General features: G+C 62.3%; 14 protein-coding genes. 6 read left to right on the top strand and 8 right to left on the bottom strand.

Annotated elements, in window-relative coordinates:
• Positions 1 to 444 precede the first annotated feature (444 nt).
• The 3 genes from SM130_RS00915 (at position 445) to SM130_RS00905 (ending at position 4,332) form a co-directional block, all read left to right on the top strand.
• On the top strand, positions 445 to 1,410 hold the full coding sequence (locus SM130_RS00915) for a TAXI family TRAP transporter solute-binding subunit (RefSeq protein ID WP_102823968.1): 966 nt from the start codon (positions 445 to 447) through the stop codon (positions 1,408 to 1,410).
• Positions 1,411 to 1,531: 121 nt separating this feature from the next.
• On the top strand, positions 1,532 to 4,084 hold the full coding sequence (locus SM130_RS00910; protein WP_102823967.1) for a TRAP transporter permease: 2,553 nt from the start codon (positions 1,532 to 1,534) through the stop codon (positions 4,082 to 4,084).
• Positions 4,085 to 4,209: 125 nt separating this feature from the next.
• On the top strand, positions 4,210 to 4,332 hold the full coding sequence (locus SM130_RS00905; RefSeq protein WP_342369084.1) for a hypothetical protein: 123 nt from the start codon (positions 4,210 to 4,212) through the stop codon (positions 4,330 to 4,332).
• A gap of 17 nt (positions 4,333 to 4,349) precedes the next feature.
• Here the strand turns inward: SM130_RS00905 and SM130_RS00900 are convergent, their stop codons facing one another.
• The 4 genes from SM130_RS00900 to SM130_RS00885 all read right to left on the bottom strand — a co-directional run bounded on the left by SM130_RS00900 (position 4,350) and on the right by SM130_RS00885 (position 7,108).
• A complete protein-coding gene (locus SM130_RS00900) occupies positions 4,350 to 5,579 on the bottom strand; it encodes a nucleoside recognition domain-containing protein (protein WP_102823966.1) in 1,230 nt (409 codons plus the stop codon).
• A 400-nt stretch (positions 5,580 to 5,979) separates the two neighbouring features.
• Positions 5,980 to 6,150, bottom strand: a complete 171-nt coding sequence (locus tag SM130_RS00895) for a DUF1328 domain-containing protein (protein ID WP_003282841.1) — start codon at positions 6,148 to 6,150, stop codon at positions 5,980 to 5,982.
• A 110-nt stretch (positions 6,151 to 6,260) separates the two neighbouring features.
• The gene (locus SM130_RS00890) at positions 6,261 to 6,497 is read right to left on the bottom strand and encodes a hypothetical protein (RefSeq protein WP_102823965.1); all 237 of its coding nucleotides are present in this window, start codon (positions 6,495 to 6,497) and stop codon (positions 6,261 to 6,263) included.
• Positions 6,498 to 6,676: 179 nt separating this feature from the next.
• Complete coding sequence (locus tag SM130_RS00885; RefSeq protein WP_102823964.1) at positions 6,677 to 7,108, bottom strand: PA2169 family four-helix-bundle protein; 432 nt, start codon at positions 7,106 to 7,108, stop codon at positions 6,677 to 6,679.
• A 306-nt stretch (positions 7,109 to 7,414) separates the two neighbouring features.
• On the opposite strand from SM130_RS00885, the gene algB reads away from it, so the two are divergent.
• From algB to SM130_RS00870, 3 genes are read left to right on the top strand one after another with little or no spacing between them, the layout of a single operon-like run.
• Entirely contained in the window at positions 7,415 to 8,761 is a 1,347-nt protein-coding gene (gene algB, locus SM130_RS00880) for a sigma-54-dependent response regulator transcription factor AlgB (RefSeq protein ID WP_102823963.1), read from the top strand.
• Entirely contained in the window at positions 8,758 to 10,545 is a 1,788-nt protein-coding gene (locus SM130_RS00875) for a KinB sensor domain-containing domain (RefSeq protein WP_102823962.1), read from the top strand. The genes algB and SM130_RS00875 overlap by 4 nt, the downstream gene beginning before the upstream one ends.
• 22 nt (positions 10,546 to 10,567) lie before the next feature.
• Positions 10,568 to 10,972, top strand: a complete 405-nt coding sequence (locus SM130_RS00870) for a DUF1330 domain-containing protein (RefSeq protein WP_102823961.1) — start codon at positions 10,568 to 10,570, stop codon at positions 10,970 to 10,972.
• 2 nt (positions 10,973 to 10,974) lie between these two features.
• Here the strand turns inward: SM130_RS00870 and SM130_RS00865 are convergent, their stop codons facing one another.
• From SM130_RS00865 to SM130_RS00850, 4 genes are all read right to left on the bottom strand, one after another.
• Positions 10,975 to 11,763 carry an N-acetylmuramoyl-L-alanine amidase gene (locus SM130_RS00865; protein ID WP_102823960.1) on the bottom strand — a complete coding sequence of 263 codons (789 nt, stop codon included), beginning with the start codon at positions 11,761 to 11,763 and terminating at the stop codon, positions 10,975 to 10,977.
• Positions 11,764 to 11,891: 128 nt separating this feature from the next.
• The gene (locus tag SM130_RS00860) at positions 11,892 to 13,721 is read right to left on the bottom strand and encodes a GGDEF domain-containing protein (RefSeq protein ID WP_102823959.1); all 1,830 of its coding nucleotides are present in this window, start codon (positions 13,719 to 13,721) and stop codon (positions 11,892 to 11,894) included.
• A complete protein-coding gene (locus tag SM130_RS00855; protein ID WP_102823958.1) occupies positions 13,718 to 14,587 on the bottom strand; it encodes an endonuclease/exonuclease/phosphatase family protein in 870 nt (289 codons plus the stop codon). The genes SM130_RS00860 and SM130_RS00855 overlap by 4 nt, the downstream gene beginning before the upstream one ends.
• 6 nt (positions 14,588 to 14,593) lie before the next feature.
• Complete coding sequence (locus tag SM130_RS00850) at positions 14,594 to 15,223, bottom strand: thiol:disulfide interchange protein DsbA/DsbL (RefSeq protein WP_102823957.1); 630 nt, start codon at positions 15,221 to 15,223, stop codon at positions 14,594 to 14,596.
• Positions 15,224 to 15,395 lie beyond the last annotated feature (172 nt).

Genomic DNA, 15,395 nt, shown 5'->3' with positions numbered 1-15,395 from the left:
TTTTTGTATCGCGGGAACGGGCACAGAAAAAAGCGCCAGCACTGACCCATCCATCCGGATGGTCCCTGTGGCGCTTCAGTCGACAGAGCCCGATGGTCCTGTCCGATCAGCATGCTTCCTCGCCTGGAGGCTGATGCCATATTGATATCACCGAAAGCGCCATGCAATTCGACTGAAGTCCTACGCCGTTAGTCGGACTTTAACCGTGCGGCGGCTAGCGGCCATCAATCTTGTACAGATATTACTATATGTACAGGTAATGTACAGAAAAAGATACGTGGCGATGCGCAACCCTTCTTCACCAGCCCGGTCCTAGCAAGGGGCGCGACGCGAGCCTGGATCGCCACTGGGCTGTTACCGACGCGGCTGCCTGCTAGACTCAAGTTCCGCGCAAACTCACAAGGGATGCCGGGAATCCGAAAACAACCAAAAAGGAGTGCATCCATGAAAGGCAAATCCTTGGCATGGATCTTTACCGCTGCTCTGGCGGGAACCGGCCTGAGCGCAGTGGCACAGGCGCAAGAGAAGTTCGTTACCATCGGCACAGGCGGCCAGACCGGCGTTTATTACGTTGCCGGACAATCGATCTGCCGCTTCGTCAATCGCAATGCGGAAAACATCAAGTGCAACGCCCCGGCTAGCGGCGGCGGCGTGGCCAACGTCAATGGCCTGCGCAGTGGCGAATTCAATTTCGGCATCATGCAGTCCGACCACCAGTACAAGGCAATGGAAGGCGTCACCCCCTTCGAGAAAGAAGGAAAGATGGACGACATCCGTGCGGTGTTCTCCCTGCAGAGCGAGGTCTTCACCGTACTCGCCCGCCGCAGCGCCAACATCAAGGGCCTCGACGACCTCAAAGGTAAGCGCGTCAACATCGGCAACCCAGGTTCCGGCCAGCGCGACACCCTCGAAGAAATCATGGCCGTCAAAGGCTGGGACAAATCGGTCTTCTCCCTGGCCGCCGAGCTGAAGCCGGCCGAACAGGCCAGCGCTCTGGGCGACAACAACATCGATGCCATGACCTACTTCGTCGGTCACCCCAATGGCGCGATCCAGGAAGCGACAACCACCACCGACGCGGTGCTGGTACCGATCACGGGCGCCGAGATCGATAAGCTGCTGGAAGAGAAGAGCTACTACACCAAAGCTGAAATCCCGGGCGGCCTGTACAAGGGCAACGACCAGGCGACCCAGTCCATCGGTGGCAAGGCCGTTCTGTCCACGACTTCCAAGGTCGATGCCGAAGTGGTCTACCAGCTGGTCAAGTCGGTGTTCGAAAACATCGAGCGCTTCCAGCGTCTGCATCCGGCGTTCAAGGATCTCAAGCCGGAAGAGATGATCGAAGTCGGCCTGAGCGCGCCACTGCATGAAGGCGCCGAGCGTTACTACAAGGAACGCGGCTGGTTGTAAGGCTCGCCAGGGCTGCCTCGCGGAGGCAGCCCTGATCGTTGCGATGCCTCGCTGAAAACCCGTGCGCCGTATGGCCACGGGTTTTCGCGGTTCCGTTACCTGAAAAAACAGGCCTCATTTCATGCAAGACAAACAACTGTCCACCGAGGAACTGATCGCCCAGGATGTCGGTGCGCGCCTGCCCGCCGGGCCGATGGCAGCGGTAATTGCCGGGCTTGCGCTGCTTTGGTCGCTGTTCCAGCTGTGGATCGCCTCGCCGCTGCCGTTCGTCCTCGGCTTCGGCGTACTGAACGACACCGAGACCCGCTCGATTCACCTGGCTTTCGCGCTGTTGCTGGCATTCCTCGCCTACCCTGCGTTCAAACGCTCGCCGCGCGATCGCGTTCCGCTGGTTGATATCGCCCTGGGGCTGGTTGCCGCGGCCACTGCAGCCTATCTGTTCATCGCCTATTCACAGCTGGCGCAGCGCCCCGGCAACCTGACCACCATGGATCTGGTTACCGCCTGCATCGGTATCCCCCTGCTGCTGGAAGCCACCCGCCGCGCCCTCGGCCCGCCACTGGCAATCATCGCCCTGGTGTTTCTCGTCTACAGCGTCGCCGGCCCCTGGATGCCCGGCCTGCTGGCCCACCGCGGGGTGAGCTTTACTGCACTGGCCAACCACCAGTGGATCACCACCGAAGGCGTATTCGGCATTGCGCTGGGCGTCTCCACCAGCTTCGTCTTCCTCTTCGTACTGTTCGGTGCCCTGCTCGAGCGTGCTGGCGCTGGCCACTATTTCATCCAGCTGGCCTTCAGCATGCTCGGACATTTCCGTGGCGGCCCGGCCAAGGCAGCGGTCGTTGCCTCCGGTATGACCGGCCTGATCTCCGGCTCGTCCATCGCCAACGTCGTGACCACCGGTACATTCACCATTCCGATGATGAAGCGCACCGGCTTCTCGGCGGAGAAGGCCGGCGCGGTCGAAGTGGCCTCCTCGGTCAACGGCCAGATCATGCCGCCAGTGATGGGTGCAGCGGCGTTCCTGATGGTCGAGTACGTGGGCATTCCCTATGTGGAAGTGATCAAGCATGCCTTCCTGCCGGCACTGATTTCCTACATCGCGCTGATCTATATCGTCCATCTTGAGTCGCTCAAGCTAGGCCTGGAGGCGCTGCCGCGGGCCAATGTGGCCAAGCCGTGGATGCAACGGCTGATCGGTTTCGCCTTCGGCGCCGCGCTGATTTCCGGCTTGTCGCTGGGTGTCTATTACGGCCTCGGCTGGCTGAAGCCGCTGCTCGGCGGTTCCGCGCTATGGGTGATCGGCTTTTTGCTGGCGCTGGTATACCTAGGCCTGCTGAAGATCGCGGCGAGCAACCCACCACTGCCCCATGAAGACCCAAATGCGCCGCTGGAAAAGCTGCCGGAAACTCGCCCGGTGCTGCTTTCCGGCCTGCACTTCCTGCTGCCGGTGGTGGTGCTGGTCTGGTGCCTGATGATCGAGCGCCTGTCACCGGGCCTCTCGGCGTTCTGGGGTTCGGTGATGCTGGTCATCATCCTGCTGACTCAGCGTCCCCTGCTATCGTGGATGCGCCATGACCGCAGCCATCGCGACGGCACATTCATGGACGGCATAGTCGACCTGCGTGAAGGCCTGATTGCCGGTGCACGCAACATGATCGGCATCGGGATCGCCACCGCGGCGGCCGGCATCATCGTCGGCGCCGTGTCGCAGACCGGTGTCGGGCTGGTCCTGGCCGATCTGGTCGAGTTGCTGTCGATGGGCAACCTGCTGTTGATGCTGCTGCTCACCGCGTTCCTCAGCCTGATCCTCGGCATGGGCCTGCCGACCACCGCCAACTACATCGTGGTGTCCAGCCTGCTGGCGCCGGTGATCGTCTCGCTGGGGCAGCAGAACGGCCTGATCGTGCCGCTGATCGCGGTGCACCTGTTCGTCTTCTACTTCGGCATCATGGCTGACGTCACACCGCCGGTAGGCCTGGCCTCGTTCGCCGCGGCGGCGGTTTCCAAGGGCGATCCGATCAGAACCGGGGTGACGGCGTTCTATTACAGTCTGCGCACCGCGGCGCTGCCGTTCCTGTTCATCTTCAACACTGACCTGCTGCTGATCGGCGTGGACTTTTGGCACGGTGTACTGATCTTCATCGTGGCGACGATCGCCATGCTGGTGTTCGCGGCCGGCACCCAGGGCTACTTCCTGGTGCGTAGCCGCTGGTACGAGAGCCTGCTGCTGTTGCTGGTCGCCTTCACGCTGTTCCGCCCAGGATTCTGGATGGACATCATCCACGATCCCTATCGGGAGATTCCGCCTGCGGAGCTGGTCGAGGCCCTGGGCAGGGTCGACCAAGACAGCCAGCTGCGCCTGCGCGTACTCGGCGAGGACGCAGTGGGCGATCCACGCGAGTTCGTGCTGTTGCTGGCAATTCCGGACGGCGCTTCCGGCGAGCAGAAGCTGGAGAAGATCGGTCTGCTGACTTACGAAGACAACGGCAAGCTGCTGGTCGACAGTGTCGCCTTCGGTAGCCCGGCCGCCGAAGCAGGCCTGGAGTTCGATCAGCAGATTCTGTCGGTGCGTGCACCGACCGACCGCTGGCCGAAGGAACTCATGTGGGCCCCAGGCTTCCTGCTGTTCGGGCTGATCGTCTGGATGCAGCGACGGCGCCGCCAGCGCTGATCCACAGGTACTAGCCACCTGAAGACCCCGGCCATGCAGATGCGTGGCCGGGGTTTTCTTTATCTGGAAGCTGCTCTGGTACTGCTGGGGCCGGATGGGCTACGCCCGATCAGGCGAGTTCACCGGTGGCTACCAGGCAGCCCAACCGGTGCAACGCTGTTGAGGCGCTGACAGGTGCCGGTCAGCTCGACGCCAGCGAAGTGTTGCAGGATTACCGACTCGCCCTGATCCGGCTGCTGCGCGACTGATCTCGATGCCCGCTCGTTCAGCCGAAGAACCAGTAGCACACGCTGATTGCCGCGATGATCCCGGCCAGATCCGCTACCAGCGCGCAGCCCACCGCATGCCGCGCCCGCTGGATGCCTACTGCACCGAAATACACCGCCAGCACATAGAAGGTGGTTTCGGTACTGCCCTGTACCGTCGCCGCCACCAGCGCCGGGAAGCTATCCACACCCTGACTTTGCATGGTTTCGATCAGCATCGCCCGTGCCGCACTGCCGGAGAACGGCTTGACCAGCGCAGTGGGCAAGGCGTCGACGAAGCGCGTATCCCAACCCAGCGCTTCGACCAGCCAGCGGATGCCTTCAAGACCGAGATCCAGCGCGCCGGATGCACGCAGCGCGCCGATAGCGCAGAGCATGGCGATCAGATAGGGCAAAAGACTTTTGGCAACGTCGAAGCCCTCCTTCGCCCCCTCGACGAACGCCTCGTATACCTGCACCTTGCGCAGCGCGCCGACCACCAGGAAGGCGATGATCAGGCCGAACAGGGTCAGGTTGCCGAGCAACGACGACAGCGAGGCCAGGGCGGTCGCCGATAGCCCGGCCAGCAACGCCATGAAACCGCCAAGCAGCAGCGCACCGGGAATGAAGTAGGCCAGCACCACCGGGTCCCATAAACGCAACCGCTGCATCAGCGCGACGGCCAGCAGGCCCGCCAGCGATGAGGCACTGGTGGCCAGCAGAATCGGCAGAAACACCAGGGTCGGATCGTCCGCGCCCTGCTGCACGCGATACATGAAGATCGACACGGGCAACAGGGTCAGCGAGGAGGTATTGAGCACCAGAAACAGGATCTGCGCATTGCTGGCCACGCTTGGCAATGGGTTGAGTTCCTGCAATGCGCGCATCGCCTTGAGTCCGATCGGCGTGGCGGCATTGTCCAGCCCCAGGCCGTTGGCAGCGAAATTCAGCGTGATCAGCCCCAGCGCCGGATGGCCCGCCGGCACTTCCGGCATCAGCCGACGAAACAATGGCCCAAGCAGGCGCGCCAGCAGATCGATCAACCCGGCCTTTTCGGCGATGCGCAGAAAACCCAGCCATAGCGTTAAGGTGCCAAACAGCACAATCATCACTTCTACGGCCAGTTTCGCCATGGCAAACAGGCTTTCGACCAGCGCGGCGAACACGGCAGGATCGCCACCTATCAGCCAGCGCCCCAAGGCGGCAACCGCGGCGATCAGAAAAAAGCCCAGCCAGAGGCCGTTGAGCATGTCGTTCTCCCATCAAAGCTGGACGCGATGATAGCGGTGCCTGACCGCAGGGGTCACCCGCCGATCAGCGGCAGTCGGAAGAACAACTTGAATGTCTTGGGAAGGGAGATGGTGTTGCGCGTTATTTGTTGCTGCATGCCGGGGGTGGAAAACGCCACCCCCGGCCGCAGCCATACAGAACCTGGTCCGATGAAGGAGGTACTCCATGTACCCCTAGGTCACTCCGCACGCAGAACAACCCGACCCCCTGGTTCCCCCCGCTGAGGGGTGAGCGCAACGAGCCTCAAGCTCGTTGCCGCTCTGGATCATCTTCGATAGCCGAACATGACCCGGCGAATATGGCTTCCTATGCCGCTGCCACTCCAGAATGCAGCCGCCCTTGCGGGCGGCTATCAATGCATCAGACTCGCGGTCCGCGACCGCGGCCGAAGATCAGCGATGCCACGAACAGCACCAGGAAGACCACGAACAGGATCTTGGCGATGCCCGTTGCAGTGCCTGCGATACCACCGAAGCCAAGTACCGCGGCGATGATGGCGATGATCAGGAAGGTAATAGCCCAACTCAGCATGGTGTGACTCCTCTCGGTTCAGGAACGGTTCTCAGCGGATCAGATCAGCCCGATCTGCATCGATGTTGTTACGCATCCTTGCTGGCTCGCTTGCACGTCCCCTTCGTTGCTCAGAACACCCAGCGCTGCTCGGCAGGCGCTTGGCGATAATCGATGGTTTGCGGCGCTTGGCCGGTCCGCATGAGCTCAATAGGTTGAGCGTCGTACATGCCGATTCGTTCCGCGGAATTCTGTTGCGCCTGGCTGAGCGGTTGCGACATCGGGCGCTCGGAGCCCATGATCAGCATGACAACCGCAGCAGAGAGGAAACCCTTGCTGGCCATTGAAAAGCAGGCTTGGCGATTCATCCTCAACTCCTTCTAAGCGTGGCGAACATCGTTTCGTTGACTGAGTTATTGCAGGCGGCGTGCCAGGCTGTGCACCAAGGTAAAATCTTTAAAAATCAATAAGTTAATCGTTGCGCCCGGAGCGGCTTCAACTCAATTTGCATGAGAGCCTCCAACAGCCCGGGCGTTTTGCACGACAGTCAGTGACGCGCCTCTTTGAGCTGGTGCATCCGTTCGTGACACGTCCGCAATTTCGGCAGCTCGATAGCCAGCAATGCCCGTACGTCCGGCTCAGCATCGCCCACCGCGTCCTCGAAGGCGCGCAATATGTGGGCTTCGGTCTGCTCCAGTTGGTCGACATAGGCCGTGTCGTGATCGCCAATCCGCGACTTGGTATCGGCATAGAGTTCGCGCATACGACCCGTCAGCGTCCCGCCCTGTGCCGGCTGCTCGTGGCTGGCCGCAACCTTTACGCTAAGCGCCTGGATGATTTGGGTTTTCGCCTGGGCCAGATCGCGGAACAGGTGCTGCAGCTCCACGTCCTTTACTTCCTCGGCGGCATGCTGGTAGAAACGCTGCCCGTCGCGGGTGATCTCGATTAGCTCGTTGAGCTGGTTCATGGACCGGTTCATGGCACCTCCTGCAGGGATCGACGAATGCGGCCGTTCCCGTTTGGCGGGAATCAGCCCCTTCGACATCCGGTCGCAAGCCGCATGCCAGCAGGCCTGAAACGCTGCATCCTGCTAAATCAGCCACTTGGGGAAGCGCATCAAGGATGATGGAATGCAGCATGCAGGAAAGGGCTGTCTGCACCGTGCAACTTGCAAGACTTTTCATAGACTAAAGCACTCGCCAGCAACGCAACGGCGCAGCCACACGCCCGACACGCCATAATCGAATCTTTCAGCGACTGAATTCGCCTTTTGATGGGAGCATCCATGGAACAAACGACGGACAACGGCGGACGCATCCTCCTGGTGGATGACGAAGCAGCGATCCTGCGTACCTTCCGTTACTGCCTGGAGGATCGTGGCTACACGGTGATGACTGCAGCCAGCGCGGCGCAGGCCGAAGCCATTCTGCAGCGCCAGGTATTCGATCTCTGCTTCCTCGATTTGCGTCTGGGCGAAGACAACGGGCTGGACGTGCTGCAGCAGATGCGCATGCTCGCGCCCTGGATGCGCGTGGTGATCGTCACAGCTCACTCGGCCGTCGATACTGCCGTAGACGCCATGCAAGCCGGCGCAGCCGACTACTTGCTCAAGCCATGCAGCCCCGAACAACTCCGCCTGTCCGCCGCCAAGCAGCTGGAAGTACGCCAGATGGCCGCTCGGCTGGAGGCACTCGAAGGCGAGGTCAAGCAGCGCAGCGACGCCCTGGGCTCGCACAGTCCGGCGATGATGGCGGTGCTGGAGACTGCCCGTCAGGTTGCCGACACCGACGCCAACATCCTGATTCTCGGTGAATCGGGCACAGGTAAAGGCGAACTCGCACGCGCCATACACACCTGGAGCCGTCGCACGAAAAAAGCCTTCGTCACCATCAATTGCCCTTCGCTATCCGCCGACCTTATGGAAAGCGAGCTGTTCGGCCACAACCGCGGCGCCTTTACCGGAGCCACCGAAAGCACGCTGGGGCGCGTCAACCAGGCCGATGGCGGCACGTTGTTCCTCGACGAAATCGGCGACTTCCCGCTGGCGCTGCAACCCAAGCTGCTGCGCTTCATTCAAGACAAGGAATACGAGCGGGTCGGCGATCCGGTGACCCGCCGCGCCGATGTGCGCATCCTCGCGGCAACCAACCTGAACCTCGAAGAAATGGTCCGCGAAGGCAAGTTCCGCGAAGACCTGCTCTATCGCCTCAACGTCATCACGCTCAACCTGCCGCCGATGCGTGAGCGGCCAGAGGATGTCCTGACCCTTGCTGAACGCTTCCTTGCATTCTTCGTGAAGAACTACGGTCGTCCCGCACGCGGCTTTAGCGATGCGGCAATGGCGGCGCTGAGGACTTATCGCTGGCCGGGCAACGTCCGCGAACTGCGCAATGTGGTCGAGCGGGCCAGCATCATCTGCCCCCAGCAGATGATCGAAATCAGCCACCTGGGACTCGGTGAGCAGGTCGGCAGCAATGCGCCGCGTATCGGCGAGCCGCTGAGCCTGGAAGCGCTGGAGAAGGCGCACATCGCCGGCGTATTGAGTACCAGCGATACCCTCGAGCAGGCCGCCCGCATCCTTGGTATCGACGCCTCGACCCTCTACAGAAAGCGCAAGCAGTACGGCCTATGAAACTCCAGATGAAGCTGCGAACCCGATTGTTTCTCGGGTTCTCGGCCCTGATGACGGTTGCCCTGCTCGGCCTGCTGCTGGCGCTGGTCAGCGTAATGCAGATGGCCAAGAGCCAGGAACAGCTTATCCGCAACAACTTCAGCATCATCGAGATCAACCAGCAGCTGCGCCAGGCGCTGGGCAATCACCTCATCGTGATGCTCACCGACAACAGCCGCAGCGAGGCCCTCGACCCGCTGCGGCAAGCTTTCCAGCAGACCCTCGAACGCGGAATAGCCGAAGCCAACGACGATGCCGATCGGCAAGCCTTCCAGACCATAGCCAGTGCCTACGCCGCGTTCCTGCAGCAGATCGACGCCACCCGGCATCAGAACCTGACGCTGCTGGAAGACAACCCGCTGAGCCAGTCCTTCAACCGCGTTCGCGGCCTGATGACCGACATGCAGGGCGCGGCCTACGACAAGATTCGCGACACCGAACTGCGCAGCCGCGACCGAGCCTCGCTCCTGGCCGGCCTGCTCGGGCTGACCGCAATTGCGGTGCTGCTGATCGGCTTCATCACTGCCCATAGTTTCGCACGGCGCTTCGGCGAGCCGATCGAGCGGCTGTCCGCCGCGGCCGACCAGATCGGTCGCGGCGACTTCAATATCACCCTACCGACGCCGCCGATTGCCGAGCTGTCCTCGCTGAGTCGCCGCTTTGGCCTGATGGCCCAGGCCCTGCACGACTTCAAGCAGACCAACGTGGAGGCGCTGGTCAATGGCCAGCAACGCCTGCAAGCCCTGCTCGACAGCATCGACGACGGCCTGCTGATCGTCGACCGCGACGGGCGCCTGGAGCACGCCAATCCGGTAGCGCAGCGCCAGCTCGCCTGGGAGAACGAACACCTGGGCTCCACGCTGGGCGAAGCGTTGGGTTATCCGGACCTGGACAACGCCGCGCGCCAGGTACTGGACGACAAGCCGCTGTCCGACCCACCCGAGGACCTGATCATCGAGGCCGATGGCGAGCGCCGCCTGCTGGCCTGGCGCATCAGCCCGGTCAGCCACCATGACGGCAGCATCAGCGGCGCAGTCATGGTGCTGCACGACGTCACCGACCAGCGCACCTTCGAGCGCGTGCGCAACGAATTCGTGCTGCGCGCCTCCCATGAGCTGCGCACGCCGGTCACCGGCATGCAGATGGCCTTCAGCCTGTTGCGCGAGCGTTTGCGTTATCCGGCCGACAGCCGCGAGTCGGACCTGTTCGACACCGTGCACGAGGAAATGCAGCGCCTGGTACGGCTGATCAACGACCTGTTGAATTTCTCCCGCTACCAGAGCGGCCAGCAAAAGCTCGAACTGGAACAGTGCGACATTCCTGAGCTGATCGAGGCCGCACGTCAACGCTTCGAAGTAGCCGCAACCGAGCAGGATGTGCAGCTAAAACTGGAGCTGCAGCAACCCCTACCGACGCTGATGCTCGACCGTCAGCAGATCGAACGGGTAATGGACAATCTGCTGAGCAATGCCCTTCGTCATACACCCAAGGGCGGTGAGGTGCGGCTGCTGGCACGGCACCATGGCGAACGGATGATCCTCAGCGTCGAAGACAATGGCGAAGGCATCCCCTACAGCCAGCAGGCGCGCATCTTCGAGCCGTTCGTGCAGATCGGTCGGCGACGTGGCGGCGCAGGACTGGGGCTTGCCTTATGCAAGGAAATCGCCCAGCTGCATGGTGGTCGCATTGGCGTGCATTCGCGGATCGGCCACGGCACCATCTTCTACGTCGCGCTACCGATCTGAAGGCGCCATCGAGGAAACGTCCATGCCGAGCCTGAACCCAAGCCCAGCACAGCTCGCCGACTACGTTGCGGCGATGCCTTCCGGGGTACCTATCCTGATGCTCAATCTGCTGCGCTATAACGATCAGGCAACCTATCCAGCCGGCAGCGCGCACAGCCCCTGCAGCGGCCGCGAAGCCTACGCCCGCTACAGCCGCGTGGCGCTGGCCAAAGTGCAAGCCAGCGGTGGCGCGGTCGAGGTTCGCGCCAAGGCCCATGCCGCCCTGATCGCCCCGCCAGACGAGCAATGGGACGATCTGTTGCTTGTCAGCTATCCATCCAAGGAAGCCTTTCTGGCGATGATCGTCGACCGCGACTATCAGGCTGCCGCCGAACATCGCACGGCAGCGCTGGCCGACTCCAGGCTGATTGGTACTACGGTCTACTGAGCTCAGCGCTGCGCCTGACTGGCGAGCACCTGCAACATCGCCGCCGTCTCTGCGTCCGGCTCACCGTCGAAGCGCGCCGGGCGATATTTCATCTGGAAAGCCGCTACCACGTTGCGCGTCTCGGCATCCAGATGACCGTGCCTCGGTACCCGATAGCCTTGCGCTGCCAGTGCATCCTGGAACCAGGTGATTGCCGGCAAGCCCTCGGATGCATAGCGCAACCGCTCCGCGGCTACCGCGCCGGCATCGGGCCAGGGCACCAGGCCCTCGTCGGCAAGACGCTTCCAGGGGAACAACGGACCCGGATCGACCTTGCGCTGCGGCGCGATATCGCTGTGGCCGATGATGGCGCCCGGCTTGAGGCCATGACGCGCCATGATGTCCTTGAGCAACACCACCAACGCGTCGATCTGCGCCTCGGAGTAGGGATACCAGAGCCGACGTCCGTCCGCGCTTTCGACGTAACCGCGATTGACCAGCTCAATGCCGATAGATGTGGCGTTGAGCCAGGTGCGGCCGTTCCACTCGCTTTCGCCGGCATGCCAGGCACGCCGGTTCTCGTCCACCAGCCGATAGATGGTCGCGGGCGAGTCGCCGATCAGATAGTGGCTGCTGACATCTCGACCGCTGAGCAGCTCCAGCGAGCGGGACAAGTCGGTCGAGGTGTAGTGCAGCACGATGAACTGGGTACGACTGTCGTGGCCGAGCGAGCTATGGCTGGTATCGATACGGGGCCCGCTGGCACAGCCGGCCAGTAGCAGGAGCATCAATGTGGCGGTGATGACTTTCATCGGGACAACCTCTGTGTCGACGGCGAAATGACGCAGATGAGCGGGAGCCCGGTACGTGGCCCCTGCTGGTGCGGTGCGGTGAATGGCGTGAGTATACCGGCCGAACGGCGACGATCGATGTCAACCGGTCAGGCCAGTTCGACGCGGTTGCGCCCGGCATTCTTGGCGCGATAGAGCGCGCCATCGGCGCGCTCGAAGGCACGCTCGGCGGTATCGCCTTCGGCGAAAGCGGTCAGGCCGGCCGAAAGCGTAATGGAGACGCGCTCGCCTTTGAAATGGAAAGGACAGCTTCCGATCGACTCACGCAGTGCCTCCATCAGCTGCCGGCCCGCCTCATCGGGTGTATTGGGCAGCAGCACGACAAACTCCTCACCACCGAAGCGGGCAATGAAATCGGTCTTGCGCAGCCTTTTTTGAAGTTCGGTCCCGATGATCTTGAGCACCCGATCGCCTGCCAGGTGGCCGTAACCATCATTGACCCGCTTGAAGTGATCGACATCCAGCACCGCCAGCAGCAGTTCGCCGCCGTAGCGCTGCCAGCGGGCAAATTCCAGGTCCAGGCGCTCGTTCCAGGCGGCCCGATTGGGCAGCCCGGTCAGCGGATCCTGCAAGGCCTTCTGCCGCTGCTCTTCCAGATGCCCACGCAAACCGCGCGCAGCCTGCTCGAGACTGCCGACCCGGCTGACCAACTGCTGCAGACGCTCGCCGAGCTTGTGTTCCTGCTCACTGCGCTGTTGCCGATAGGTATCCACCGTATCCAGCAATCCGTCCAGGCGTGCCTCGACCACCTGCTTGAGGCTGCTCAGATCGGTCGCCTGGCGCATGCTGTGCTGCAGGCCACCGACTTGCTCACGCAGCTCCGCATCCAGTGCCTGTGCGGCATCTCGCCCTTCGTTATGTCCTTCGTGCGCCGCGAGGAGGTTCTCCTGCATTGCAGTCAGGCGCTCGTTGAGCGTTTGTAGGTAGTTCTCGAAATCCCGATGCCCTTGATCGCTGAAGGCAATCATCAGCATCGCCAGATCGTCCAGCACCGGCACCAATTCGTACCAGTTCAAACCGTGCTGAATGCGCGCGCGCAGGGTCTGCAGTTGCGGCTGGTGCTGCTCGGGCAGATGCAGACTGTCCAGCAGGCTATTGAGCGTTGCCTCTACCCTGTCGGCGACGACGCTGAACGCCGGCTCGGGGGAATCCGGCAAGGCGTAGGCGGCGGCGCCCGGCAATCCGTCAGCTGGCTGCGCGTCGTCCTCGTCCTGCGAGACGATAGGATCCGCATCTGGCGATGCCACTTCCACCGCATCGACTACTCGATCCGCTGACGCTGCCACCGCTAGGGGTTGCTCGGCCAGCGGCGCGGCCACAGTGGCGAGTTCGACCCCAGCCACCGCAACGGCCGGCGGGTTGCCGTCGCTTGCCTCAGCCGGCGCCACCGTCAACGGCACATCGCGGCCGAACAGCCGTTTCAAAAAGCCGCTCTGCTGCGGCGCGGACATGCCCTGCAGGTCCAGCACCTGGCCTTGCAGGTCGCTCAGCTCGCCCAGCAGCACAGGCAGCTCGCGCAGCCTCGCAGCACGCTGATCCAGATCCTTGGCGAACCGCTTGAGCGGTTTGCGCAACTCTGCCGGTACCGACATGCCCAACAGCTGGGAAACCAGCCGATGCAACGCCTCGGTAAGCCGAGCGGCGCGCTCCTGGCGATGGCGCTCGGATTCCAGCACGGCCTTTTCCAGACGCGGCACAAGCTGGCTGAGGCCCTCATCCAGATCACCTTCACGCAGGATTTCGCGCATCTCGTGCAGGCAGCGCTCGACCGCCGGGTCCGCACCCTCCACTGCCAGGCTGCTACGCACCAGGCTGCGCCGCAGAAGGTCGACACGCTGTTCCCAGCGGGCTTCCTGCTGCTCCTGCCGCTCGGCGAGCTGAAGATACTTTTCCTTCCAGCGTTCGGCTTCTACGCTCATTTCGTTTCTTGTACCTGTACCGGCAGGGAATCGGCCTGAAGCGAGTCGGGCAAGCGAATCTCCACTGCCACCGGCAGGTGATCGGAAATCGGCAATGCCAACACGTCGACGCGCTCCAGCGTCAGGCTAGGGCTCAGCAGAATATGATCCAGGCAGCGTTGCGGCCGCCAGCTCGGGAAGGTCGCCTCAACCTGTGGCGCGAGCAAGCCGAGGTCGCGTAGCGGCGAGTTTTCCAACAAATCATTGGCATGGGTGTTCATGTCACCCATCAATACCTGATGACGATAGCCGCCAATCAGCTCGCGGATATAGGCCAGCTGGCGCGTCCGGGCGCCGCCACCCAGCGCCAGATGCATCATCACCACGACCAGCGCGTCCGGTCCCTCGCCGAAGCGCAGCAGGATCGCGCCACGTCCAGAAGGCCCGGGCAGCGGATGATCCTCCAACCCCTGCGGTTCAAGTCGACTGAGCACGCCGTTGCTATGCTGGGCAAAGCGTCCGAGGTTGCGATTGAGCTGCTGATACCAGTACGGGAAAGCGCCCAGATGGGCCAGATGCTCGACCTGATTGATATAGCCGGAGCGCATGCTGCCGCCATCGGCCTCTTGCAACGCCACCAGGTCGTAGTTGCCGAGCACCTCGCCGATGCGCTGCAGATTCCCTGCACGCCCAGGATGCGGCAACAGATGCTGCCAGCTACGCGTCAGGTAATGGTGATAGCGCTCCGTGCTGATGCCGACCTGGATATTGAAGCTGAGCAGTCGCAAGCGTCCGTCAGCTGGCAATCCGCTACTGGCCAGGCAATGCGGATTGACGCACGCCTTGCCGGGTCCGGCAAGGCGTGGAGCGCTCCAGCGGCGCAGCATCGTGGTCTACCGCGCCGCGCGTTCTTTTTCGATGAGGAAATCGGCCACCTGCAACGTGCGCTCCGGACCACCGGACGAACCGAGATCGAAGCGGTACTTGCCGTTGACGATCATCACCGGTACGCCAGTAATCTGATACGCCATGCCGAGCTTCTTCGCCTGCTCTACCCGGCCCCGCACGCCAAATGAGTTGTAGGCTTTGAGGAAGGTCTGCTTGTCGATGCCCTGGCCGGCGAGGAAATCGGCCATCTCTTCAGGCGTGGCGAGCTTCTTGCGCTCCTGATGATAGGCGGCGAACACCGCATCATGCACTTTCGGCTCCACACCCATGGATTCCAGCGCGATGAACAGCTGACCATGGGCGTTCCAGATTCCGCCAAACATGGCCGGAATGCGTTTGAACTGCACATCTTCCGGAAGCTGCTCGGCCCAGGGCTTGATCACCGGTTCGAACTGATAGCAATGCGGACAGCCGTACCAGAACAGCTCGACGACTTCGATCTTGCTCGGGTCGGCCACCGGCACCGGGCTGCTCAGCTCGACATATTCCTTGCCTGCTTGAAACTCCGCTGCCTGGGCTGCAGCGCCAAAAAGGCTCGCAGCGGCGAAAACGGCAGTGAGTAGGATATTGCGCATGAAATACTCCTGTTTACGACGGACCGATGGCGCAACAGGCTGCAGCAAAACGCCCAGACTCGCCAGCGTTTTTCATTTGCCGATACGAAGCCATGATGAAGGCTGCGCCATATACCCAAAAACGCAGAAGGGCGTCGGGGCTGTGGCCCGGACGCCCTTCTGCTCAACCTGC

The sequence above is a fragment of the Stutzerimonas stutzeri genome, from assembly GCF_038561965.1.
GTDB classification, from domain to species: domain Bacteria; phylum Pseudomonadota; class Gammaproteobacteria; order Pseudomonadales; family Pseudomonadaceae; genus Stutzerimonas; species Stutzerimonas stutzeri_AA.
Note: the sequence above shows the minus strand (reverse complement) of the source record. Positions and strands in the feature narration are given on the sequence as shown.